Annotated in this window: 23 protein-coding genes and 3 tRNA genes; 16 read left to right on the top strand and 10 right to left on the bottom strand. The window is 56.9% G+C overall.

What is annotated here, in order from left to right; genetic code table 11:
* Window positions 1-2 precede the first annotated feature (2 nt).
* A complete protein-coding gene (gene epmB, locus ACUTSW_RS17170; RefSeq protein WP_445584945.1) occupies window positions 3-1031 on the bottom strand; it encodes an EF-P beta-lysylation protein EpmB in 1029 nt (342 codons plus the stop codon).
* 43 nt (window positions 1032-1074) lie between these two features.
* Here epmB and efp point away from each other — a divergent pair, with 43 nt between their 5' ends.
* From efp to sugE, 4 genes are all read left to right on the top strand, one after another.
* The gene (gene efp / locus ACUTSW_RS17165; protein WP_004952647.1) at window positions 1075-1641 is read left to right on the top strand and encodes an elongation factor P; all 567 of its coding nucleotides are present in this window, start codon (window positions 1075-1077) and stop codon (window positions 1639-1641) included.
* 71 nt (window positions 1642-1712) lie between these two features.
* The gene (locus tag ACUTSW_RS17160) at window positions 1713-1844 is read left to right on the top strand and encodes an entericidin A/B family lipoprotein (protein WP_006323186.1); all 132 of its coding nucleotides are present in this window, start codon (window positions 1713-1715) and stop codon (window positions 1842-1844) included.
* Window positions 1845-1965: 121 nt separating this feature from the next.
* Window positions 1966-2097, top strand: a complete 132-nt coding sequence (locus tag ACUTSW_RS17155; protein WP_006323187.1) for an entericidin A/B family lipoprotein — start codon at window positions 1966-1968, stop codon at window positions 2095-2097.
* 204 nt (window positions 2098-2301) lie between these two features.
* A complete protein-coding gene (gene sugE / locus ACUTSW_RS17150) occupies window positions 2302-2619 on the top strand; it encodes a quaternary ammonium compound efflux SMR transporter SugE (protein ID WP_006323188.1) in 318 nt (105 codons plus the stop codon).
* On the opposite strand, the gene blc is transcribed toward sugE, so the two are convergent.
* From blc to frdA, 5 genes are all read right to left on the bottom strand, one after another.
* Window positions 2613-3146, bottom strand: coding sequence for an outer membrane lipoprotein Blc (gene blc / locus ACUTSW_RS17145; RefSeq protein WP_445584944.1), 534 nt, complete (start codon window positions 3144-3146; stop codon window positions 2613-2615). The two genes, sugE and blc, sit on opposite strands and share 7 nt — an antisense overlap.
* 86 nt (window positions 3147-3232) lie before the next feature.
* Window positions 3233-3592: a fumarate reductase subunit FrdD gene (gene frdD, locus ACUTSW_RS17140; protein ID WP_004952659.1), complete on the bottom strand. Its 360-nt coding sequence runs from the start codon at window positions 3590-3592 to the stop codon at window positions 3233-3235.
* Window positions 3593-3604: 12 nt separating this feature from the next.
* Window positions 3605-3997, bottom strand: a complete 393-nt coding sequence (gene frdC, locus ACUTSW_RS17135) for a fumarate reductase subunit FrdC (protein WP_004952662.1) — start codon at window positions 3995-3997, stop codon at window positions 3605-3607.
* A gap of 14 nt (window positions 3998-4011) precedes the next feature.
* Entirely contained in the window at window positions 4012-4746 is a 735-nt protein-coding gene (locus ACUTSW_RS17130; protein WP_006323190.1) for a succinate dehydrogenase/fumarate reductase iron-sulfur subunit, read from the bottom strand.
* Complete coding sequence (frdA, locus tag ACUTSW_RS17125; RefSeq protein WP_063202772.1) at window positions 4739-6535, bottom strand: fumarate reductase (quinol) flavoprotein subunit; 1797 nt, start codon at window positions 6533-6535, stop codon at window positions 4739-4741. The genes ACUTSW_RS17130 and frdA overlap by 8 nt, the downstream gene beginning before the upstream one ends.
* A 385-nt stretch (window positions 6536-6920) precedes the next feature.
* On the opposite strand from frdA, the gene epmA reads away from it, so the two are divergent.
* Window positions 6921-7898, top strand: coding sequence for an elongation factor P--(R)-beta-lysine ligase (gene epmA, locus ACUTSW_RS17120; protein ID WP_445584943.1), 978 nt, complete (start codon window positions 6921-6923; stop codon window positions 7896-7898).
* Window positions 7899-7966: 68 nt separating this feature from the next.
* Here the strand turns inward: epmA and mscM are convergent, their stop codons facing one another.
* The 3 genes from mscM to rsgA form a co-directional block, all read right to left on the bottom strand.
* Entirely contained in the window at window positions 7967-11314 is a 3348-nt protein-coding gene (mscM, locus tag ACUTSW_RS17115; RefSeq protein WP_445584942.1) for a miniconductance mechanosensitive channel MscM, read from the bottom strand.
* Window positions 11315-11327: 13 nt separating this feature from the next.
* Window positions 11328-12224 (bottom strand): archaetidylserine decarboxylase, encoded by an 897-nt coding sequence (gene asd / locus ACUTSW_RS17110; protein ID WP_006323217.1) that lies wholly within the window; start codon window positions 12222-12224, stop codon window positions 11328-11330.
* 76 nt (window positions 12225-12300) lie between these two features.
* A complete protein-coding gene (gene rsgA, locus ACUTSW_RS17105; RefSeq protein ID WP_004952676.1) occupies window positions 12301-13350 on the bottom strand; it encodes a small ribosomal subunit biogenesis GTPase RsgA in 1050 nt (349 codons plus the stop codon).
* A 184-nt stretch (window positions 13351-13534) separates the two neighbouring features.
* Between rsgA and orn the strand changes: the two genes are divergently transcribed.
* From orn to ACUTSW_RS17085, 4 genes are all read left to right on the top strand, one after another.
* On the top strand, window positions 13535-14080 hold the full coding sequence (gene orn, locus ACUTSW_RS17100) for an oligoribonuclease (protein ID WP_004952679.1): 546 nt from the start codon (window positions 13535-13537) through the stop codon (window positions 14078-14080).
* Window positions 14081-14284: 204 nt separating this feature from the next.
* Window positions 14285-14360 (top strand) — tRNA-Gly (locus ACUTSW_RS17095).
* 64 nt (window positions 14361-14424) lie between these two features.
* Window positions 14425-14500: transfer RNA gene (locus ACUTSW_RS17090), tRNA-Gly, on the top strand.
* Between the two features lie 55 nt (window positions 14501-14555).
* A tRNA-Gly gene (locus tag ACUTSW_RS17085) sits at window positions 14556-14631 on the top strand.
* Window positions 14632-14941: 310 nt separating this feature from the next.
* Here the strand turns inward: ACUTSW_RS17085 and queG are convergent.
* Window positions 14942-16081, bottom strand: coding sequence for a tRNA epoxyqueuosine(34) reductase QueG (gene queG, locus ACUTSW_RS17080; protein WP_006323223.1), 1140 nt, complete (start codon window positions 16079-16081; stop codon window positions 14942-14944).
* Between queG and nnr the strand changes: the two genes are divergently transcribed.
* The 7 genes from nnr (at window position 16080) to hflX (ending at window position 24324) form a co-directional block, all read left to right on the top strand.
* Complete coding sequence (gene nnr / locus ACUTSW_RS17075; RefSeq protein WP_445584941.1) at window positions 16080-17591, top strand: bifunctional ADP-dependent NAD(P)H-hydrate dehydratase/NAD(P)H-hydrate epimerase; 1512 nt, start codon at window positions 16080-16082, stop codon at window positions 17589-17591. The two genes, queG and nnr, sit on opposite strands and share 2 nt — an antisense overlap.
* Window positions 17592-17605: 14 nt before the next feature.
* The gene (gene tsaE / locus ACUTSW_RS17070; RefSeq protein ID WP_062869277.1) at window positions 17606-18076 is read left to right on the top strand and encodes a tRNA (adenosine(37)-N6)-threonylcarbamoyltransferase complex ATPase subunit type 1 TsaE; all 471 of its coding nucleotides are present in this window, start codon (window positions 17606-17608) and stop codon (window positions 18074-18076) included.
* Between the two features lie 7 nt (window positions 18077-18083).
* Complete coding sequence (amiB, locus tag ACUTSW_RS17065) at window positions 18084-19691, top strand: N-acetylmuramoyl-L-alanine amidase AmiB (RefSeq protein ID WP_445584940.1); 1608 nt, start codon at window positions 18084-18086, stop codon at window positions 19689-19691.
* Window positions 19692-19713: 22 nt separating this feature from the next.
* On the top strand, window positions 19714-21588 hold the full coding sequence (mutL, locus tag ACUTSW_RS17060) for a DNA mismatch repair endonuclease MutL (RefSeq protein ID WP_445584939.1): 1875 nt from the start codon (window positions 19714-19716) through the stop codon (window positions 21586-21588).
* Window positions 21581-22522, top strand: coding sequence for a tRNA (adenosine(37)-N6)-dimethylallyltransferase MiaA (gene miaA / locus ACUTSW_RS17055; RefSeq protein WP_006323238.1), 942 nt, complete (start codon window positions 21581-21583; stop codon window positions 22520-22522). Before mutL ends, miaA begins: the two co-directional genes overlap by 8 nt.
* 114 nt (window positions 22523-22636) lie before the next feature.
* Window positions 22637-22945, top strand: a complete 309-nt coding sequence (hfq, locus tag ACUTSW_RS17050; RefSeq protein ID WP_004952704.1) for an RNA chaperone Hfq — start codon at window positions 22637-22639, stop codon at window positions 22943-22945.
* A 98-nt stretch (window positions 22946-23043) separates the two neighbouring features.
* On the top strand, window positions 23044-24324 hold the full coding sequence (hflX, locus tag ACUTSW_RS17045) for a ribosome rescue GTPase HflX (protein WP_063202778.1): 1281 nt from the start codon (window positions 23044-23046) through the stop codon (window positions 24322-24324).
* The last annotated feature ends 66 nt before the right edge of the window (window positions 24325-24390 follow it).

Below are 24390 nucleotides of genomic sequence, written 5' to 3'. Positions count from 1 at the left end.
GATCAGCTTTGCATCAGATGCAGATCGAGGGGGGTTTTGCTTGGCTTGCCGCCGACTTCACGCGTCAGACGCGGCACCATGTAGCCGGAAACCTTGCTCAGCAGCGCCTGCATGATCGCGCGCGCTTCGTCGTCGCTGACCATAAAGTGCGCCGCGCCCTGCACCTTATCCAGTACGTGGATGTAATAGGGCAGAATGCCGGCATCAAACAGTGCGTTGCTCAGTGTCGCCAGCGTGTCGGCGTTGTCATTGATACCGCGCAGCAGCACGCTTTGATTCAGCAACGTGACACCTGCCAGACGCAGTTGCGCCATGCTGGCCTGCAGCTCGCGGTTAATTTCATTGGCGTGGTTGATGTGCGTCACCATCAGCACCTGCAGGCGCGAAGCGGACAGCCGACGGCACAGCTCCGGCGTAATGCGCGCGGGGATCACTACCGGCAGGCGGGTGTGGATACGCAGGCGTTTCAGGTGCGCAATGGCCTCCAACTCACCGATTAGCCAGTCGAGTTCATGATCTTTCGCCATCAGCGGATCGCCGCCGGAGAAAATAATCTCATCCAGTTCCGGGTGTTGGCGGATATAATCCAGCGCCTGACGCCAGTTGGCCTTGTTGCCCTGGTTGTCCTGATACGGAAAATGGCGGCGGAAACAGTAGCGGCAGTTGACCGCACAGCCACCCTTGACCAGCAGCAGAGCGCGATTGCGGTATTTATGCAGCAGACCTGGCACCACGCTGCGCTGTTCGTCCAGCGGATCGGTAGTGAAGCCGGGGGCATTGATGAATTCTTCGCTGGCGGTCAGCACCTGGCGCAACAGCGGGTCATTGGCATCGCCGGGGCGCATGCGCGCTGCGAAGGCGCGAGGAACGCGCAGCGCGAACAATCGACGGGCTTCGCGGCCCTGCGGCAGGTCCGGATGCGTATTCAGTGATAAAAGCTGCAGTAATTCATCAGGATCGGTAATAACATCGGCGAGTTGATGCAACCAATCTTCTCTATATGCCGTATTTTGGGTTATAATGTGTGCCATTTTTTTGGCTAAGCTACCAGTTTAAATATTCAGAGGGGCCATCATGGCGACTTATTCTAGCAACGATTTCCGTCCGGGTCTTAAAATCATGTTCGAAGGCGAGCCTTATGCCATCGAATCCAGCGAGTTCGTTAAACCGGGCAAAGGCCAGGCGTTTGCGCGCGTTAAAATGCGCCGTCTGCTGACCGGCAGCCGCGTAGAAAAAACCTTTAAATCTACCGACTCTTGCGAAGGCGCAGACGTTGTAGATACCAACATGAACTACCTGTACAACGACGGTGAGTTCTACCACTTCATGCACCCTGAGACTTTCGAGCAACACGGGGTTGAAGAAAAAACCGTTTCTGACGCGGCAAAATGGCTGCAAGATAACGCGGAATGTATCGTTACGCTGTGGGACGGCCGCCCAATCGCCGTTCAGCCACCGAACTTTATCGAAGCAGAAATCACGGATACCGATCCTGGCCTGAAAGGCGATACTGCCGGTACCGGCGGCAAGCCTGCGACCCTGAGCACTGGCGCCGTGGTAAAAGTGCCATTGTTCGTACAGATTGGCGAAGTTGTCCGTGTTGATACTCGCTCTGGCGAATACGTTTCACGCGTAAAATAAGTTTCCAAACAAAGGAGCCCTGAGTGGCTCCTTTGCTTTATCCCTTTCCGCATATCGTTGGCAGACTCTGCATGATGAAGAAAACTCTGTTGGCCGTGATCTCCCTGTTGTTACTTGTCTCCCTTAGCGGTTGTAATACTTTCCGTGGTTTCGGTGAGGATGTTCAGCACCTCGGCGGCGCTATTTCACGGACGGCCAGCTAAAATCATTAATTTCAGTAATGTAATTGTGCAAAATAAACGCGTTTTAAACAGCAACTCTCGTTAATATTTACTAAGCTTAGAAAGCCGTACTTTTTCGTCACTGACAAATAAGGACTTTCATATGCTGAAGAAAAGTATTATCGCGATTTTCTCTTTGATGATCCTGACCTCATTGACCGCATGCAACACCACCAAAGGCGTAGGTAAAGACGTGCAGGCCGGCGGGGAAGCCATCCAGCGCAGTGCAGAATAACCTGCCTTTTTGCCTCTTGTGGTATTCCACGTAACCCTCCCACCGTGGGATACCGCTTCACCTCCGACCTTGGCAAACGCCACCTTTGTGCTGCTATCCTTCCCAGGCGCGGGTATAATTCCCGGGCATTTTCACAAGGCTAAACGGGACGACCTGTTTACGCATCAGCTTCCGGGGACGACCCCATCGTAACGGAGCCTGTTCATGGCTTGGATTATTCTGCTTATTGCCGGTTTGCTCGAGGTGGTGTGGGCTATCGGCCTGAAATATACCCACGGCTTTACCCGCCTGACACCCAGCATTATCACTGTCGCCGCCATGGTGGTCAGCATGCTGCTGTTGGCGCATGCCATGAAAACGCTGCCGGCCGGCACGGCTTATGCGGTTTGGACCGGTATCGGCGCGGTAGGGGCGGCAATTATGGGGATGGTGCTACTCGGCGAATCGACCAATATCGCGCGTATTCTCAGTCTGTGCCTGATTGTCGTCGGCATCCTCGGGCTGAAGTTCAGCAGTCACTGAGTCGTGGCTTGTTGCACCCAGATTAGTTTATCGGTAGCAAACCCGTAACTCCTGGCGGTTTGCACCAGCCTGTCGCGCGTGGTGGCGTCCAATGTCGGCGTGCGCGACAGGATCCATAAATAATCTCGGTTAGGGCCGCAGACCAGCGCGTAGCGATATTCCGCATCCAGTTCAATCACGTTATAGCCGCCATAAAAGGGGCCGAAGAACGAAACCTTCAGAGCGGCCACCTGCGGCGAACCTATAAAATAGGCTTTGCCTTCGCTTTCTTGCCATTGCTGTTTTTGCACATTAAAGCCGCGGTTGATCACCTTCAGGCCACCGTCAGCCCGTGGACTGTAGTTGGCGGTAACCTGTTGCAGGCCACGCTCAAAGCGGTGATCGAGACGGGCGATTTCATACCAGGTGCCCAGATAGCCTTTGCTATCGAAAGGGGTCACTACCTTGACGTCTTTGGGGGGCGTGACGCTGCAAGCGACGGAAAGAAGGGCGGAAAAAATCACGCAAAGCTTTGACCATAAACGCATTGGTTACTCCTGTATTACCGGGGTCAGATAAACAGTGTAGCCGAAAGCGAAGGTTGGCGGCCAACGTGGGCCGGCCGCCAAGGGGCTTACAGAGTGACTACCCCAATCAGCGTCACCACGCTGAGAATGGCCGCCAGACCGTAGAACACCCATTTACCGGCCGGCACGTGAATTTTCAAATCGTGCATCGCATGGTGGATTCGGTGCAAACCGCACCACAGCGGCAGGATAATCATCAGCAGCAAGAACAGGCGGCCGATCAGGCTTTGGCAAAACGCCAGCACGCGGTCATAGCCCAGCGCGTCGCCGGGGAACAGGCCCAGCGGCAGCAGAATACCGACCAGCAGCACGATGGCGGGCGCGACAATGGCTCCCCACATGCCGCCTGCGCCGAATAACCCCCAGAAAACAGGTTCGTCGGAGCGTTTAGGTGTTTGATTTATCATATTTCCTCCGGGTTACACCAAGGCTACGGCCAAAATGATCGCGCTGGCGACCAGCGTCACCACCCACAGTGCTTTCACTATCGGTCCTGGCCCCATTTTCTCGTTGTTGACCACGATATTGGCGGCTTTCGGCGCCAGATCGAACCAGGTCTTGGTATGCAGCAGCGCCGCCAGCAGGGCGATAACGTTAATCAGCAGCACCAGCGGGTTTTGCAGAAAACCGACGAAGCCGGCCCAGCTATCCACACCACCTTTCAGCGAAAAAATACCGTAAATCAGTACGATGCTGAACCACACCGCCAGCACCGAGGTGCTTTCACGCAGCATATAGAAGCGGTAGAAACCGAGCTTTTGCCACCAGGTCGGCGTCATGGTGCGCACATAAGGCTTACGTTGTGTTGTCATTGCGGTTCTCTCCCTTATTGCGGCTTCAGCATGGCGATCATGAAGTCTTTGGCGCTTTCCACCTTGCCCTGCTGGATGGCAGCGGCCGGGTCGACGTGCTTTGGACACACTTCAGAGCAGTAACCGACAAAGGTACAGCTCCAGACGCCGTTCTGGCCGTTGAGTTGCGCCATGCGCTGCTTCTTGCCATGATCGCGGTTATCCAGGTTATAGCGGTGCGCCAGGGTGATCGCCGCCGGGCCGATAAATTCCGGGTTCAGACCGAACTGCGGGCAGGCGGCATAGCATAGACCGCAGTTGATGCAGCCGGAAAACTGGTGATATTTGGCCATTTGCGCCGGGGTTTGCACGTTAGGGCCATCTTCCGGCTTGCGGTTGTTGCCGATGATATAGGGCTTAATCGCCTCCAGGCTTTCGATAAAGTGGGTCATATCGACCACCAAATCGCGCTCGATCGGGAAGTTGCCCAGCGCTTCCACCTTCATGCCGCCGGTGTATTCGCGCAGGAAGGTTTTGCAGGCCAGTTTCGGCACCCGGTTAACCATCATGCCGCACGAGCCGCAGATCGCCATGCGGCATGACCAGCGGTAGGAAAGGTCGGGCGCCAGGTTATCCTTGATGTAGCCCAGCGCATCGAGCAGCGAGGTTTGCTCGTCATAAGGCACTGCAAAGGTCTCGAAATGCGGCTCGGCGTCGCGTTCCGGGTTATAGCGCATGACCTCGATTTTCAGGGTGTTCATCTCAGCCATTTGCCTGCTCCTTGTCCTTTTTATCCTGCGCGTCGGCTTCAGCGCCGTACACACGTTTGGCCGGTGGCAATTTGGTGATCTTCACGTCGCTGTATTCCAGTCGCGGCGCACCATTCGGGTTATGGAACGCCAGCGTATGCTTCAGGAAGTTCACGTCGTCGCGTTCGGTACAGCCTTCGTCCAGGCGCTGGTGCGCGCCGCGCGATTCTTTACGGTTGAAGGCGGAGTGCGCCATGCATTCCGCCACGTCCAGCCCGTAGCCCAATTCGATGGTGTACAGCAGGTCGGTATTGAACACGCTGGATCTGTCGGCGATTTTGACGCGCTTGAAGCGCTCTTTCAGTTCTGCCAGTTTATCGATGGTCTTTTGCATCAACTCCGGCGTACGGTAGATGCCGCAACCTTCTTCCATCGACAGGCCCATTTCATCGCGGATTTTTGACCAGTTTTCGTTGCCTTCCTGCTTCATCAGGTTGCTCAACCGGGCTTCGACATCACGGCCCTGAGCATCCAGTGCGCTCCCATTGGCCGGGTTGCTTTCCAGCGCGCGGCGGGCGGCGTTCTCGCCGGCTACGCGGCCGAACACCACCAGTTCCGCCAGCGAGTTAGAGCCGAGGCGGTTGGCGCCGTGCAGACCGACGGAAGAGCATTCGCCGACGGCGAACAGCCCTTTAATGCGGGTTTCGCAGTTCTGATCGGTTTCAATGCCGCCCATGGTGTAGTGCGCGGTCGGGCGTACCGGGATCGGCTCTTTCACCGGATCGACACCGACGTAAGCCTTCGCCAGCTCGCAGATGAACGGCAGACGTTCCAGCAGTTTCTTTTCCCCCAGGTGGCGCAGATCCAGATAGACCACGTCGCCGCGCGGGGTGGCGATGGTGCGGCCGGCGCGCCATTCGTGCCAGAAGGCCTGCGAAACCTTGTCGCGCGGACCGAGCTCCATATATTTGTTTTTCGGTTCGCCCAGCGGTGTTTCCGGGCCCATGCCGTAATCTTGCAGGTAACGATAGCCGTCCTTGTTCACCAGAATGCCGCCTTCGCCACGGCAACCTTCGGTCATCAGGATGCCGGAGCCCGGCAGGCCGGTAGGGTGATACTGAACGAACTCCATATCACGCAGCGGAATGCCGTGGTGGAACGCCATGCCCATGCCATCACCGGTGACGATGCCGCCGTTGGTGTTGTAGCGGTATACGCGCCCGGCGCCGCCGGTAGCCATGATCACCGCATTGGCGCGGATCTGCACGCGGGTGCCTTCCATCATGTTCATCGCCACCAGACCACGGACCTGGCCGTCATCCACCAGAATGTCCAGCACGAAGTGTTCGTCGAAACGCTGGATTTGCGGGTATTTGAGCGAGGTCTGGAACAGGGTGTGCAGCATATGGAAGCCGGTCTTGTCGGCGGCGAACCAGGTGCGTTCAATCTTCATGCCGCCAAAGCGGCGTACGTTGACCGAACCGTCCGGTTTACGGCTCCACGGGCAGCCCCACTGTTCAAGCTGCGCCATTTCACGTGGGCAGTTGTGGACGAAATGATCGACCACGTCCTGCTCGCACAACCAGTCGCCACCGGCAACGGTGTCGTGGAAGTGGTAATCGAAGCTATCATGATCCTGAGTGACGGCGGCGGAGCCCCCTTCGGCGGCCACCGTATGGCTGCGCATCGGGTAGACTTTTGAAATCAGGGCAATTTTCAGTTGAGGGTTGGCTTCCGCTGCGGCTATTGCTGCACGTAAACCAGCACCCCCGGCCCCAATAATGGCAAGATCGGCGTTAAAGGTTTGCACTGCATTCCTCCAATATTCTTGTTAAGAACGGCAAATTAAATATCTATGCTTAATATTTATAAAAACGCTTCGGGTACTAACTAATTGAACCGATTGATATTGCATAAAGACTGAGGATAGATATCTCCCACCAATTATGTGGAATTAACTATACCTAAAGTTAAGTAGAAGAAATTTGATGTGATCGATTGTTTTGTCTTTTAGCTATTGGCTAGAAGAATTATTGCCTTCAAGGGATATTTAACGTTTATTCACCTTTTATTAACCTTATGGCTACGCGTTTGTGAGGAATTGCGGCCGTTAAAGGTGCCCGGCTGTTAAGAATTTGTTTGCATGCCTGGATACGAGTAGACTGCATCCCCTGTTTGATTTCGGAGTAATTACCATGAGCGAAACGGCAAGCTGGCAGCCAAGTGCACCCATCGCCAATTTGTTGAAGCGCGCAGCGATCCTGACTGAGATCCGGCGTTTCTTCGCCGATCGTGGCGTATTGGAAGTTGAGACGCCAACCATGAGCCAGGCGACGGTTACCGATATCCACCTGTTCCCGTTCGAGACGCGTTTTGTCGGCCCGGGTGCGGCGGATGGCCTGACGCTGTACATGATGACCAGCCCGGAATATCACATGAAGCGGCTGCTGGCGGCGGGTAGCGGCCCGATCTATCAGATGGGGCGCAGTTTTCGTAATGAAGAGGCCGGTCGCCATCACAACCCGGAATTCACCATGCTGGAGTGGTACCGCCCACATTACGACATGTACCGGCTGATGAATGAGGTGGATGATTTGCTCCAGCAGGTGCTGGATTGCGGCAGCGCGGAAACCTTGTCCTATCAGCAGGCTTTCCTGCGCCATCTGGATATCGATCCGCTGTCGGCAGAGAAAGCGCAACTGCGTGAAGCGGCGGCCAAACTCGATCTGAGCAACATTGCCGATACGGAAGAAGACCGCGATACGCTGCTGCAATTGTTGTTCACCGTCGGCGTGGAGCCTTACATCGGGCGTGACAAGCCGGCGTTCGTTTATCACTTCCCGGCCAGCCAGGCGTCATTGGCGGAGATCAGCACCGAAGATCACCGCGTGGCGGAGCGTTTTGAGGTGTATTTCAAGGGGATCGAACTGGCGAATGGCTTCCGCGAGCTGACCGACAGCCGCGAACAGCGCCAGCGTTTTGATCAGGATAACCGCAAACGTGCGGAACGCGGTCTGCCGCAGCACCCGATCGATAACAATCTGCTGGACGCTTTGCAGCACGGTATGCCGGAGTCTTCCGGTGTGGCGTTAGGGGTTGATCGGCTGGTCATGTTGGCCCTGGGTGCCGAGAGCCTGAGCGAAGTGCTTGCCTTCCCGGTAGGACGTGCGTAACCGCTAACTTGCGCTATCGTGAAAACAAAAGGGTTCGGCTAATGCCGAACCCTTTTTGCATTACGCGCTTACAAGCCGCCCGATTCGCGCTTGGTGTTTGGCGGCGGCGTTGACGGTGGGGTGCGGCCATTGCTGGTCAGGCGCGACAGCGTTTCGCTGCGAACCTGGAACGGCGGGTACGGCAGGGTAATGCCGTGTTCGCGGTAGCCTGCCAGGATCAATTGGTGGATCTCGTGGCGCAACGGCATGCGATGGCCCATCTCGGCCGCGTAAATACGCATTTCGAAGATCTGAATACCCTGTTGCAGGTCGACCAAATAAACCTCCGGCGCCGGGGTGTCCAGCACCAGCGAGCAGCGTTCGGCGGCGTTGAGAAGGATCTTGGTCACCTCTTCGCTGTTGGCCTCGCCCGGGGCAGGCACGGTCAGCACCACACGGGTCAGGTTATCCGACAGCGACCAGTTGACGAACTGCTCGGTGATGAACGCCTTGTTCGGCACGATGATCTCTTTGCGATCCCAGTCCGAAATGGTGGTGGCGCGAGTGTTGATCTTGGTGACGGTGCCGGTCAGGTTTCTGATCGTCACGGTATCGCCGATGCGGATCGGTTTCTCGAACAAAATGATCAGGCCGGAGATGAAGTTGGAGAAAATCTCCTGCATGCCGAAGCCCAACCCGACGCTGAGCGCGGTCACGACCCACTGCAGCTTCGACCATTCGATACCGATCCAGGAAAAACTGAGGATGGCGCCGAACAGCAACAACAGATACTTGGTAATGGTGGTGATGGCGTAGCCGGTGCCTGGTGTCAGATCCAGATGCTGCAACACCGCCAGCTCCAGCAGCGCCGGCAGGTTACGCACCAGCTGCATGGTGACGATCAGCACCAAAATGGCGATCAACACCGCGCCCAAAGTGATCGGATGCGCCGTTTCCACCCCGTTGACCGTCGAGGTCACGTCCCACAGGGAGATATTTTCCAGGAAGGCGAAGGCGGAGTGGATCTCTGACCACAGCACAATCACCGACACCAGCGCGATCATCGTCAGAATCGAACGCACCAACCGCAGCGACTGGGCGCTGATGGTATCCAGATCGATCTCCGAATCATCCACATCCATCGATCCTTCGGTGCTGTTTGGCGTGTGCGTCGTTTCCTCCTCGCCGCGTGCGCGCTGGGCCAGGATGTCGGCACGGCGCTGTTTGGCGCGGTCAAAGGCGATGCGTCGCCGTTGGATTAACATCCAGCGGCGAATAATATGGTAAACCACCAACAGGAAGAACCAGATCGCCACCGAAGTTTCCAACCGCGCCAGCAGCGCCTGTGAGGTGGTCAGGTAACCGACGGCGGAGGCCAGCGCGGCCAATAGCGGCGCTGAAAGCAGCAAACCCCACAGCGCGGTGTTGACCATGTTCTCGCCGGAGCCTTTCTTGTCCAGATACAACGGAATGCCGGCGCGTTTGAGGCTCTTGGTGACGATGGCCAGCGCCAAACACAGCAAGATAAAGCACAGCCGCCCCAGGGTATTGGCAAACTCGCGCTCTTTCAGGCTGTCGAAGGTGATCAATGCCATGATCAACGGCACAATCAGCCAGATCGACATCTTGTAGTACCGCATGGCGCGCGAAACCTGTTTCACCGGCCAGCGGAAGTGCACGATAAACAGCCCTTGCGGATGGGCGAAGGCGGCGCAGATCATGCAGATCCACAAGATCGGCAGCGTTGCGGTGACCCCCTTGCCAATCGCCTCCGCCACGGGGTAGTTCCAGGCGCTCTGCAGGCCAAAACCGAGCGCGGCCCACAATACCGGCAGCGGTAATGCCACCAGAATCGACCAGAACACGGTGCGCATTGTCAGGAAGAATTCGTCCTGCGTTACCTTGCCGACCCGGCTGTTGGCGCGTTCCAGGAAGGCGTGATAGTGCTTGCGTGAGCTGATGCTGAAAATCACCAGTAGCAGGGCGCCGAAAATCGGGATCAACGTTTCTTTGCTGGTCACCATCATCATGAAGGCACCGCCCAGCTGTGCCAGCGTATCCAGCGACAGCAGACGTGTCAGATCGTGCGCCACGTTAATCGGATAAGACAGGGTGATCGGGTTGACGTCCGGGACCCAGAATAGATAACGGTGGGTGGCGTCTTTGATCTCGTTCAACGCCTCAATCAGCTGGGTGTTGGCCACTTTCAGCTTGGTCAGCTCGAGGATCTGGGTATCGCAGCCGGAAAGCAGCGAATTAAGCAGCTCACGCTGGGTGCGCAGCTGTGCCTCAACGATACGCCGTTCCGCGCTGGTCAGTTCGCTGCCGTCGTCACGTTTAAACTCGCGCTGCGACAGTTTCTCCAACTGGCTTTCAAACTGCAGGCGCTGTACACGCAGCTGGGCCATATCGCCATCCAGCTGCTGCGGCTTTGGCATTTCCGGCAGCGTCGCCACCTGGGCGCGCAGGGTTTCCCCCAACGCCGACGACGAACCGAGCCACTGAGCTTGTTCGATAATGGTGCTCAGCGCCTGACGTACCTGCAGCGTTTGCGCGGCGGCCTGGCGCTGCTGCGATGAGATCAGATCCATACGCTGCGCCTGATTGTTCAGGGCAGCGGAGAGTTCACGGTTGATCTGCAATTGTTGGCTGATGCTTTTCGGCAGGTCGCCGTTTTGTTCGGCCAATTGCTCGGTTTTTTCGAGCGCCAGTTCGGCTTCGCGCTGGCGCTGGGCGTTAAGGTTGTTGCGCAGGGCCTGCAACTGAACGTCGATCTTCTCGTGGCGCTTTTTGTATACCTCGGCGCGCATCCGCGCCAACTCCTGGCGGTTGTTGGCCGACAGTTGCGCCAATTCCAACTCATCTACCTTGGCTTTGCGCGCCGCGGCTTCTGCCTGCAACAGCGCCAGAGCCGCCTGGGCATGCGGGGTCGTAGGGTTGGCGGGTTGGGCTTGCAGACGACGCTGTACTTCGGTGAGCGAGCGGCGGGCGTCGGTCTGCTGCTGCGGCAACTGGCCGAGCGAATCGCTGATCTCCCGCGTGCGCTCCTGTTCCTGTTGCAGCAGACGCGCCTGTTCCAGCAACAGGCTGCTGGTTTGCAGGATCTGTTGTTCCAGATCGCTGGCGGGCAGGTTGTCGCCATTTGGCAGGATTTTGTTGTCTTCCAGCGTCAGTTGGCGGCGCAGTTCCTGCGTCATCTTCGGGAAATCATCGATCACCCGCTGATACTGTTCGGAGCGCGTCATCGACTCCTGGCGCTCCGACAGCCAGTTGAGGGCGCTTTGCAGCGCCTCGGTGGTTTCCGCCTGATTAGGCGCGTTTTTGTTGCTCTCTGCCTGCTTCAGCTCCTGTTTGAGCTGAGTCTCTGTGGGCACCGCAGCGGCCAGCACCGGTTGAGACAGTAAACAACCGAGCAATAGCGTGATAATCAGGCGCACGGCGTCAATTCCTTTAGATCTGCGGTGTTTCAGTGGCAGTTGGCGCAGCCGGGATTTCGGCGAAGGCTTCACCCATGCGGGTGACGGTACCGTTATTCAGCTGTGGAGCGAACTGCACGCTGCCTGGGGTAAACAGGTTGATGACCGTGGAACCGAGCTTGAAGCGGCCCATTTCAGCGCCTTTTTCCAGTGCGATTGCGCCTTCAGCGCCTTCTGCCGGATAGGTCCAGCGTTTGATGATGCCTTCTCGCGGCGGCGTTACGGTGCCGGCCCAAACGGTTTCAATGCTGCCGACAATGGTGGCGCCCACCAGGATCTGCACCATTGGCCCAATGGCGGTATCAAATACGCAGATCACGCGTTCATTGCGCGCGAACAGGTTCGGCACGTTGGCGGCGGTCAGCGGGTTCACGGAGAACAGATCGCCCGGCACGTAGATCATTTCACGCAGCACGCCAGCGCACGGCATGTGGACGCGGTGATAATCACGTGGTGCCAGGTAAGTGGTGGCGAACAGACCGTTACGGAAGGGTTCCGCCAGCATGTAGTTGCCGGCCAGCAGCGCTTCCAGGCTGTAATGATGGCCCTTGGCCTGGAAGATCTGGTCTTCGCGGATCGGGCCGAGCTGGCTGATAGCGCCATCGGCAGGCAGCGCCAACCAGTTGGCTTCGCCGATGATGGGACGTGCGCCGTCACGCAACGGGCGAACGAAGAATTCGTTAAAGGTGGCATAGGAGGACAGCTCTGGCTGTTGCGCTTCCTGCATATTCACGCGGTAGTAGCGGGCGAACCCCTTCAGGACAAGCTGGGTGAGCCAACCGGCCTGTTTGTCTGCGCCCCAGCCGGCCAGACGGGTCAGCGCCAGCTTCGGCAACCAATACTGCAATTTAATTTTGATGCTATCCAGCACGTTAACCTCTTGAATCAGGATAAAGGGCGCGCATTGTAACGGTGGCGCCGCCACTGTCAACGCCCGCCCGCAACGATCAGTCTGCGGCGTCCGTGAGGTTTTTGCGAACCTTCACTTGCGCCATGCTTTCCAGAATGCGGTGGTAGTTGTCGAAACGCTCTTTTGCGATATCGCCTTTTTCCACCGCCGCGCGGATGGCGCAGCCTGGGTCGGTGTCGTGGCGGCAGTCGCGGAATTTACAACCGCCTAAATAGTCACGGAATTCGACATAGGCTTGGGTGATTTGTTCCGGATCCAGATGCCACAGACCAAATTCACGGACACCCGGCGAGTCGATCACATCGCCGCCGTGCTGGAAATGGTACAGCCGCGCGGCGGTGGTGGTATGTTGCCCCAGGCCGGAGACATCGGAAACCTGATTTACCAGAATTTGCTTATCGCTTGGCGGCAGCAAGGCATTCAGCAGGCTGGATTTGCCCACACCGGACTGGCCGGCGAAGATACTGATACGATCGGCCAACGCCTGTTCAAACGCTTCCATGCCTTCGCGCGTCTGGCTGGAGACTTCCAGCACTCGATAACCGATATGGCGGTAAATCGCCATCATGCCGTCGACCACCTTGCGTGCCGGCGGATCCAGCAGATCGATTTTGTTCAGAACGATCAGCGGTTCGACCTCGAGCGTTTCGCACGCCACCAGGTAGCGATCGATCATATTCAGCGAAAGCTCCGGCAGGATCGCCGAAACGATAACGATCTGATTGATATTGGCGGCGATCGGCTTCACGCCGTCGTAGAAATCGGGGCGGTTCAGCACCGAGGTACGTTCATGCACCGCCTCGACGATGCCCTTGACCCCTTCATGGGCCCCCACGCCTGGACGCCACACTACGCGATCGCCGGTTACCAGCGAACGTAACGTGCGGCGAATGTTGCAGCGATGCTGGGTGCCATCCGCGGCTTCAACATCGGCGTGCATGCCGAAACGGCTGATAACGATGCCGTCTTGCGGCTCGCCCAGTTGGGAATCATCCAGTTCCGGTTTGTTATCAGTGCGCTTCAGGCGACGCTGATGGTTCGCCTGTACGCGGCGTTGTTGACCTTTGGACAGTTTGTTCTTAGTCACTGCGCCTCACTTGAATCGGCTTTTATCGCTCGTGGCGACCAAAAAGGCTATGATACACGCTATTTTATATTAAATAACCGTTGTTAGCCGCTACGCACCGCGTATCGCCGCCGGCAAACAGCCAGCGCCGGTCGCCGCCTTGCCCACGCTTTGTTTATCTTTCGGCTTTTACGCAGGAAATATCATGACAGGAAACGAAAACAACCTGATTTGGATCGATCTGGAGATGACCGGGTTGGATCCGGAGCGCGATCGCATTATCGAGATCGCCACGCTGGTCACTGACGCCAATCTGAACATTCTTGCTGAGGGGCCGACCATCGCCGTCCATCAATCCGACGAACAGCTCGGCCTGATGGATGACTGGAACGTGCGTACCCATACCGGCAGCGGGCTGGTGGAGCGGGTGAAGGCCAGTCGCTTCGACGATCGCGCCGCCGAACTGGAAACCATCGCTTTCCTCCAGCAATGGGTGCCGGCGGGCAAATCGCCAATCTGCGGCAATAGCGTCGGTCAGGATCGCCGTTTCCTGTTCCGCTATATGCCTGAGCTTGAAGCCTACTTCCATTACCGTTATCTGGACGTCAGTACGCTGAAAGAGCTGGCACGCCGCTGGAAACCGCAAATTCTCAGCGGCTTTAAAAAGCAGGGTACTCACCAGGCGATGGATGATATCCGCGAGTCCGTGGCTGAACTGGCCTATTACCGCGAGCATTTCATCCAATTGTGATGGCGGCTCGGGCCCCTTTGGGGGCCCTATACTGTGAAAGCACTCGATTCCGCCGCTTAATTAGCCAGTTTGACGCTTTAATCGGCAATCAAACAAAAATCGCGTTTTTTTGCTTTTAGGGGCTTGCGACAAAAAGGATTTCTCGTATAATGCGCACCCCGTACCGATGAAGAATTTCGTTTAGTTCCGACATCGATACGCCGGGCGGGAATAGCTCAGTTGGTAGAGCACGACCTTGCCAAGGTCGGGGTCGCGAGTTCGAGTCTCGTTTCCCGCTCCAAATTCAACAATGCTGCTTATGCGGCGTGATGAATAAAAAAAGTATCAAGCAGTACCCATGCGACGCGGGAATAGCTCAGTTGGTAGAGCACGACCTTGCCAAGGTCGGGGTCGCGAGTTCGAGTCTCGTTTCCCGCTCCAAAAAATTCAAAGGCCATGTCGTTGTTTGATGGCCAGGTGCTCAAAGCATCTCAATGCGGGAATAGCTCAGTTGGTAGAGCACGACCTTGCCAAGGTCGGGGTCGCGAGTTCGAGTCTCGTTTCCCGCTCCAATTTTATCTTCGATTAAACTCAGTTCAACGCCTTTGCCGGCGGGGCTCTTTGTCTCTCCATACACACCCTGTCGAAATGTTGTGAACAGAGTTATCCACAGATAGCGCTCATAATACCCTCAGTTCAAAAAATCAACACCACCGAAATGAAATATGTAATTTATTGATTTATAGCTATATTTTTTTATAAGAAAACGTTATGCCGATCACTTGCTCTTTTTGTTGCAGTTGAAAGACAAAGCATTTTTATTTTTATGCACAAATCCACAGAGCGACTATCGGGGTCTGGACAACGGATCCGGCAGGGGCTTTACGCATCCCTCGGTAATCCTTTTTCCACCGCCCGTATCAATCGTTTTTTCTGCGTTGTCTGCACTTCTATGCCCTGCGCTTCACGTCGCGCCAACTGCTGCTCAAGCGCCCAGTCAATATGCTCGTCCAGCATGGGGTCCTGGCTCAGCCTGGAGCGTAGCGCTATCACCACGGCATCCTGATAAGGGGCATTGCCCAGCGCTACGGCGATATTGCGCAGCCAGCGCAAATGGCCGATACGCCGAATGGCGGAACCTTCGGTAATGCGCAGGAATTTCTCTTCCGTCCAGCCGAACAGTTCAATCAACTGAGGCGCATGCAGCGCAGCGCGCGGGCTGAAATCATCTTCGTCGGTGAGCTGGGAGAAGCGATTCCACGGGCAGATAAGCTGGCAGTCATCACAGCCGTAAATGCGGTTACCCAGCAATGGGCGGAACTCTTCCGGGATGGCGCCCTCAAGCTCGATAGTCAGGTAGGAGATACAGCGGCGCGCATCCACGGTGTAAGGCGCGACAATCGCACCGGTTGGGCAGGTGGTGATGCAGGCGACGCAGCGGCCACACTGTTCCGGCTGTGGTTCATCCACCGGTAGCGGCAGATCGATCAGCAGTTCTCCGAGAAAGAACCAGGAACCGGCTTCGCGATTGAGAATAAGTGAGTGTTTACCAACCCAGCCAATGCCAGCCTTGGAGGCCAATGCACGCTCCATCACCGGCGCCGAATCGACAAAGGGACGAAAGTTCAGCTCGCCGCAGTAGGCCTGGATCTGGTCGCCGAGCTTTTTCAGCCGCTGGCGCAGCAATTTATGATAGTCCCGCCCCAGCGCATAGCGGCTGACGTAACCCAATTGCGGATTATTCAGGGTGCTGGCAAAGGCCGCTTTCGCCGGCAGGTAGTTCATGCGCACGCTGATCACCCGCAGCGTACCGGGCAGCAACTCATGCGGCCGTGCGCGCAGCATGCCATGGCGCGCCATCCACTCCATTTCGCCGTGGTATTGCTTGTCCAGCCATGCCTGCAACTTGGGTTCTTCGGCGCTCAGATCGGTATCACAAATGCCTACCTGCTGGAATCCTAGCGATTGCCCCCATTGCTTGATATGTTGGGCGAGTTGATTGAGATCGAGGGGGTGTGTCATGACGGGCCACAGTGAAAAACAATACACCGACAGTTTATCACACTCTGTCTGGTCTGCGGACGGGATCCGACAGGCAGAACCTGCCGCCGCCGCCTCGCTCGGCATTTCACTCTACGATTTGATGCAGCGTGCCGGTGAGGCGGCTTACGCCCTGGCACGCGACCAATACCCGGCAGGCAGCCATTGGCTGGTACTGTGCGGCCACGGCAACAACGGCGGCGACGGTTACGTGGTCGCCAGACTGGCTGCCGCAGCCGGTGTAAAGATTACGTTGATTGCCTGCGAGGGCACGCGGCCCTTACCCGTTGAGGCTGCCGCCGCCCGGCAGGCCTGGTTGAACGCCGGGGGTGAAATTCATCCGGCTGACAGCCGCTGGCCGGAAAGTATCGATCTGATTATCGATGGCCTGCTCGGCACCGGGTTGGGTACCGCACCGCGAGCGCCTTACAATGCCTTGATTGAGGCCGCTAACCGCAGTTCAGCGCCGGTTATCGCACTTGATATCCCCTCAGGCCTGCTGGCCGAAAGTGGCGCTACGCCTGGTGCGGTCATCCGCGCTACGCACACCGTCACCTTTATCGCCCTAAAACCGGGCCTGTTAACCGGCCAGGCCCGCGATTGGGTCGGGCAACTTCATCAGAGTACGCTAGGATTATCTGGCTGGCTGGCGAGGCAACCGGCGCAGATTCATCGGGTTACCGCAGAGTCTCTGGCGTTGTGGCTGAAGCCGCGCCGCCCTTGTTCGCACAAGGGTGAGCAAGGGCGTTTACTGTTGGTGGGCGGCGATCACGGCTTTGGCGGGGCGATACGTATGGCGGCAGAGGCCGCACTGCGCAGCGGCGCAGGCCTGGTGCGAGTGCTTACTCACATTGAGCATGTCGGGCCGCTGCTTACCGCCCGTCCTGAGCTGATGGTGCAACGTCTGAGCGACGATACGCTGCAACAGGCGCTCAATTGGGCGGATGTGGTGGTGGTGGGGCCGGGACTGGGCCAGGGCGAATGGGGTCGGAATGCACTGAAAGTGCTGCAAGCCAGTGATAAACCGGCGTTATGGGATGCCGATGCGCTGAACTTGCTGGCATTAAATCCCGAGAAGCGTCAGAATCGCGTGATTACCCCGCACCCTGGGGAGGCTGCACGCTTATTGGGGTGCAGTACCGCTGATATTGAGAGTGATCGCTTACTTGCAGTGCGCAAACTGGCGGCGCATTACGGTGGCGTGGCGGTGTTGAAAGGCGCCGGTACGCTGATCGCGGATGAGCAGGGCCAGATGGCGATCGCGGACGTCGGTAATGCGGGCATGGCCTCTGGTGGCATGGGCGACGTGCTGTCGGGCATTATCGGTGGTTTGCTGGGGCAAAAGCTCTCGCTGTATGATGCAGCCTGCGCGGGGTGTGTCGTGCATGGTGCTGCGGCCGATCGCGTGGCGGCAAGACAAGGAACAAGAGGGATGCTGGCGAGCGATCTATTGCCGGAAATCCCTTATTACGTTAATCCTGAGTTGGCATAAATAGAAACTATCGAATGAAAGAACTCGTTTTACCTCTGCCGGATGAGGCAGCGACTGTCGCATTGGGCGCCGCCTTAGCCAAGGCGTGCGATCGCGCCAGCGTAATTTATCTTTACGGTGACTTGGGCGCCGGTAAAACCACCTTCAGCCGTGGTTTCCTGCAGGCTTTGGGGCACCAGGGCAATGTTAAAAGCCCAACCTATACGCTCGTGGAGCCGTATGCGCTGTCGCCACTGGCGGTATACCATTTTGATTTGTATCGGTTAGCCGATCCGGAAGAACTCGAATTTATGGGCATTCGCGATTATTTTGCGCAGGATGCCATTTGCCTGGTGGAATGGCCGCAGCAGGGCACTGGCGTGTTGCCGGATCCGGATCTGGAGCTGCACCTCAGCTATCAGGATCAGGGACGAGAGGCAAAAATTCAGGCGGTTTCCGCCTACGGTAGCCAGCTTTTAGACCGTATCCACGGGCCACAGGAATGACGCCGCAATGACGTATGCGTTGAAGAAATTACTCGTAATCACCCTGATCGCCGTATTGGGGTCTTTTGGTGTGGCCAGTGCGCTGGCGGCATCGTCGCTGTCTGATATCAAAGTGTCCAATGCCCAGCGAGAAGCCACGGTATCGGTGAGCTTCAATGGTCCGCCGGATTACGCCTTCTTTCCGCTGCATGGCCCGGACCGCGTGGTCTTGGACGTTAACCAGAAAGGCAAGGTTGGTGGCCTGCCGCTGAGTTTTAGCGGACAGAACCTGGTAAAAAGCATCCGTTCCAGTACGCCGAAAGACGCTCAGAGCGTGCGGTTGGTGTTTGATCTGACTCAGCGTTCGAAAACTCGCGTCGCTACGCGCCAGAACGGCGGCATTTATACCGTCGTATTTACCATTGCCGCCGAGGGCAGCACCAACACCAATGTGGTGCGCAGAACGCCGGCGGCCATTCCCGCGCCGGCCCCTGTAGTGGTCCGCGACCCGGTACGCAAAGCGCCGGTGATGAGTGAACCTGAATCTGAATCCGAAGCTGAATCGGCACCGGTGCGAAGAGCGCCGAGCGGCTCGAATCCTTTCACCAATAAGCCGACTGTAGTATCGGGCACCGCATCGGAAATTACGCCGCGCAGCAGCCGCGTTTCCGTGGGTTCCGGCGATCGGGTGGTGGTGGCGATTGATGCCGGTCACGGCGGGCAGGATCCGGGCGCTATCGGCCCGAACGGCCTGAAAGAGAAAAATGTTACCATCGGCATCGCGCGCCGTTTGCAGGCCATGTTGGATGCCGATCCGCAGTTCAAACCGGTGCTGACGCGTACCGGCGATTACTTCATCTCGGTGATGGGGCGTTCTGACGTGGCGCGTAAACAGGGTGCCAACGTGCTGGTCTCCATTCATGCTGACGCCGCGCCAAACCGCAGCGCCAACGGTGCCTCGGTTTGGGTGCTGTCCAATCGCCGGGCCAACAGTGAGATGGCAGGCTGGCTGGAACAGCATGAGAAACAGTCTGAGCTGCTTGGTGGTGCGGGTGATTTGCTGGCCAACAGCCAGGCCGATCCTTACCTGAGCCAGGCGGTGCTGGATTTGCAGTTCGGCCACTCGCAGCGAGTGGGCTACGATGTTGCGGTAAAAGTCTTGCAGCAATTGCAAAGCGTGGGTTCATTGCATAAACGCCGCCCGGAACACGCCAGCCTTGGCGTGCTGCGTTCGCCGGACATCCCATCACTGTTGGTGGAAACAGGGTTTATCAGTAATAGCACGGAGGAGCGGCTGCTGGGTAGTAGCGCGTATCAGGATAAAATTGCCAGGGCGATCCACAATGGCCTGCGCAGTTATTTCCTGGCGCATCCGCTACAAGCCGACCCAAAGGTGGAAAACCGTCCGCTGGACGTCGCAGCGGCGGTTAACACTTCAGCCCCGGCCCCAACCCGCACGGTCGCCAAGGCGAAACCCAGCGTGAAGAAAGCGTCAAAACATAAAGTGACGCGCGGTGATACGTTGTCATCCATTGCTTCCCGTTATGGTGTCAGCGTCAGCGATCTGAAGCGCGTGAATAAACTGAAGTCGGACGTCGCGCCGCTGGATCGGACGCTGACCATTCCGCAGGCCTAGCGCCAACATGACAGGAGCCAGTATGCCCATCCAGGTATTACCGCCACAGCTCGCCAACCAGATTGCCGCCGGCGAAGTGGTCGAGCGGCCTGCGTCGGTGGTGAAAGAGCTGGTGGAAAACAGCCTGGATGCCGGGGCGACGCGCATCGATATCGACATCGAACGCGGCGGCGCCAAGCTGATCCGCATCCGCGATAACGGCTGCGGTATTGGCAAGGAAGATCTGGCCCTGGCGTTGGCTCGTCACGCCACCAGTAAGATCAGTACCCTCGACGATTTGGAAGCGATTGTCAGCCTTGGTTTCCGCGGCGAAGCGCTGGCCAGCATCAGCTCGGTTTCCCGTTTAACGCTCACCTCACGCACGGCAGAACAAAGCGAAGCCTGGCAGGCTTATGCCGAAGGCCGCGATCAGGCGGTGACGGTCAAGCCGGCGGCTCACCCGATAGGCAGCACGCTGGAAGTGCTGGATTTGTTCTACAACACCCCGGCGCGCCGCAAGTTTATGCGCACCGAGAAAACCGAATTTGGTCATATTGATGAAGTCGTGCGGCGCATCGCGCTGGCGCGTTTCGATGTGGCGATAAACCTCAGCCACAACGGCAAACTGATCCGCCAATACCGCGCAGCGAAAGACGAGAGCCAGCATGAACGCCGTCTGGGCAGCATTTGTGGGCCGGCATTTTTGCAGCATGCGTTGAACATCTCCTGGCAACACGGCGATCTGACCATTCGCGGTTGGGTGGCCGATCCCGCCGGCACCCGCCAACTGGGCGAAATGCAGTATTGTTACGTCAACAGCCGCATGATGCGCGATCGCCTGATCAACCACGCCATTCGTCAGGCTTATCAGGATCAATTAAAAGATGAGCAGCAGCCCGCTTATGTGCTGTATCTCGAAGTAGATCCTCATCAGGTCGACGTGAATGTTCATCCGGCCAAGCATGAGGTGCGTTTCCATCAGGCGCGGTTGGTACATGATTTTATCTATCAGGCGGTCACCACCGTGCTGCGGCAGGTTGGCACTGCGCCGTTGCCGTTGGCGGATGAACAGGACCAGGAACCCGCTCCGGCCTGGCAGCCGGAAAACCGCGTCGCTGCCGGCGGCAACCATTTCTCGCAGCCTGCGCCACGCCGCGAGGTTCAACCGGCTGCACCTGCGGTTGCGCGCGAACCTGCGCCGCAGCCGGCCTATCACGCGGGCAGCGGTTATCAAAAGCGCGAAGGTGAGCTGTATGGCAAGCTGCTGCAGGCCGCTCCCGCCGCCGAACCGCACCAGGAAACGCCGAAACAGCCGCTGTTCCCACCGGTGAAAATCGAGCGGGAAACACCGCTGGCGGGCAGCCAGCACAGCTTTGGTCGGGTACTGATGATTCACCCGCCGTGCTACGCGCTGATAGAAAGCCGCCAGCAACTGATGTTGCTGAACCTGCCGGTGGCTGAACGCTGGCTGCGTCAGGCGCAGCTTAGCCCATCGGAAGATGGGCTGCGGCCACAGCCGTTGCTGATTCCCATCAAGCTGACGTTGAACAAAAACGAGGTGGCTGCCTGCGTACGCCACCAGCCGCTGCTGGTCAAAATGGGGCTGGATCTGCAGTCGGATCATGGGCGTGTGACGCTGCGCGCAGTACCTTTACCATTACGCCAACAAAATTTACAAAAACTGATACCCGAACTGTTAGGCTATCTGGCCGAGCATCAGGAGATGTCGCCCGCGGTGTTAGCCACCTGGATCGCCCGCCATTTAGGCAGCGAGCACGAACAGTGGAACACCTCGCAAGCGATACAATTGCTGACCGACGTTGAACGACTTTGCCCGCAGCTGGTCAAATCACCTCCGAGCGGACTTTTACAACCTGTTGATTTACAGGCTGCACTGACAGCCCTTAAGCATGATTGAAACTGAAATGACACCACGTCCCCCGGCTATTTTTATCATGGGGCCGACCGCCTCCGGCAAAACCGCTCTGGCGATCGCGCTGCGTGAGCGCCTGCCTGTGGAACTGATCAGCGTGGATTCCGCTCTGATTTATCGCGGTATGGATATCGGCACCGCCAAGCCGAGCGCCGAAGAGCTGGCGCAGGCTCCGCACCGGCTGATTGACATCCGCGATCCCGCAGAAGCCTACTCCGCAGCGGATTTTCGTGCTGACGCGTTGAAAGAGATGGCCGCGATTACCGCCGCAGGCCGCATCCCGCTGCTGGTGGGGGGCACCATGCTCTACTTCAAGGCGCTGTTGGAAGGATTATCGCCGCTGCCCTCCGCCGATCCGGCAGTGAGAGAACGCATCGAACAGCAGGCGGCTGAGCAGGGTTGGGACGTTTTGCACCGTCAGTTACAAGAGATTGACCCGGTTGCGGCAATGAGAATTCATCCGAATGATCCGCAGAGACTGTCCAGAGCACTGGAAGTTTTTTTTATTTCGGGTAAAACTTTAACGGAACTGACTAAAATTTCGGGTGAATCGTTGCCGTATCATGTTCACCAATTTGCGATAGCGCCGACCAGCCGTGAGTTGATCCATCAACGAATCGAGCTGCGGTACCATCAAATGTTGGCGGCAGGTTTTGAGACGGAAGCGCGTGCACTTTTTGCACGGGGTGATTTGCATACGGATTTGCCTTCCATTCGCTGTGTCGGTTATCGCCAGATGTGGTCATATTTGTCTGGCGAAATTAGTTACGATGAGATGGTTTATCGTGGTATTTGCGCAACGCGTCAGTTGGCCAAGCGCCAAATGACCTGGTTACGGGGCTGGAACTCGGTACATTGGCTGGACAGCGAGAAGCCGGGAGAGGCTTTGGACTCGGTAATACAGGTTGTTAGTGCATAGGTTGAGTGATTGTGTACAATTGATGAGTATTCAGCGCGCAAATTTTTTAGGTCGTTTATTTTAGAGCCGACAGGTTCTTAGTTACAAACAACAAGCAAATAAGGAAAAGATAGAATGGCTAAGGGGCAATCTTTGCAAGATCCGTTCCTGAACGCATTGCGTCGTGAACGTGTTCCGGTTTCTATTTATTTGGTGAATGGTATTAAGCTGCAAGGCCAGATTGAGTCTTTTGACCAGTTTGTCATCCTGTTGAAAAACACGGTGAGTCAGATGGTTTATAAGCACGCTATCTCTACCGTTGTTCCGTCACGCCCGGTTTCGCACCATAGCAACAATCCGAGCGCCGGCACCAGTAACTATCACCATGGTAACAACCCGTCTGCGCCGCAACAGCCGCAGCAGGAAAGCGATGACGCTGAATAAAGCGCGTTGCGAGTCAACCATGACGGGGAGCATAAGCAGCCATGGGCTGTTTATGTCCCCCAAACTCGCGGTATATGTCCGTTTGAGAGGTTGCACGCTTGTTTGACCGTTATGAAGCCGGTGAGCAGGCCGTCCTGGTTCATATCTATTTCTCGCAAGACAAAGATACGGAAGATCTCAGTGAGTTCGAATCCCTGGTGTCCTCCGCGGGTGTTGAAGCTTTGCAAGTGGTTACTGGTAGCCGCAAAGCCCCACATCCCAAGTACTTTGTAGGCGAAGGAAAGGCCGAAGAAATTGCAGATGCGGTAAAAGCCAGTGGCGCATCTGTTGTCCTGTTTGATCATTCCCTTTCCCCGGCGCAGGAGAGAAATCTTGAACGCCTGTGTGAATGCCGGGTGATCGATCGCACCGGGTTGATTCTAGACATCTTTGCCCAGCGTGCCCGTACCCATGAAGGTAAGCTGCAGGTAGAGCTGGCGCAGTTGCGTCATATCGCCACGCGTCTGGTTCGTGGCTGGACGCACCTTGAACGCCAAAAAGGGGGGATTGGCCTGCGCGGGCCGGGGGAAACCCAGTTAGAGACCGACCGTCGTCTGTTACGCGACCGTATCAGCTTGATTTTACGCCGCCTGGAGCGGGTAGCCAAGCAGCGTGAACAGGGCCGACGTGCGCGTACCCGTGCTGAAGTGCCGACCGTATCGCTGGTGGGTTATACCAACGCCGGCAAATCTACCCTGTTTAACCGAATAACGTCTGCCGATGTGTATGCGGCGGACAAGCTATTTGCCACCCTGGATCCCACTCTGCGCCGTATTGACGTGGTGGACGTGGGCGATACCGTGTTGGCGGATACCGTAGGCTTTATCCGGCACCTGCCGCACGATCTGGTAGCCGCCTTCAAGGCGACGCTGCAGGAAACGCGCCAGGCGTCTCTGCTGTTACATGTAATCGACGCCGCGGATACTCGCGTCGATGAAAACATTGAAGCGGTAAACACCGTGCTGGCAGAGATTGAATCGGATGAGATCCCTACACTGTTAGTGATGAACAAAATAGATATGCTGGATGATTTTGTCCCGCGTATCGACCGCAACGATGAAAACTTACCGATCCGGGTGTGGCTGTCCGCCGCCAGCGGTGAAGGTATCCCGTTGTTGTATCAGGCGTTGACGGAGCGCTTATCGGGGGAAATTGCGCAATATGAGCTGCGCTTACCGCCACAGGCAGGCCGTCTTCGTAGCCGTTTTTACCAGCTTCAGGCAATTGAGAAAGAGTGGAACGAAGAAGACGGCAGCATCGGCATGGTGATTCGTATGCCAATTGTCGAATGGCGTCGCCTCTGTAAACAGGAACAGGACCTGATTAACTTTATAGTATGATCATATCCTGTTACATTTGAGCTTCGCGTAAGCCTGAAGTACCCAATCACAGAATATGGAGCTAAA

It is taken from the genome of Serratia sp. TSA_198.1, assembly GCF_052686505.1.
This window is presented reverse-complemented; position numbering and strand designations above follow the sequence as displayed.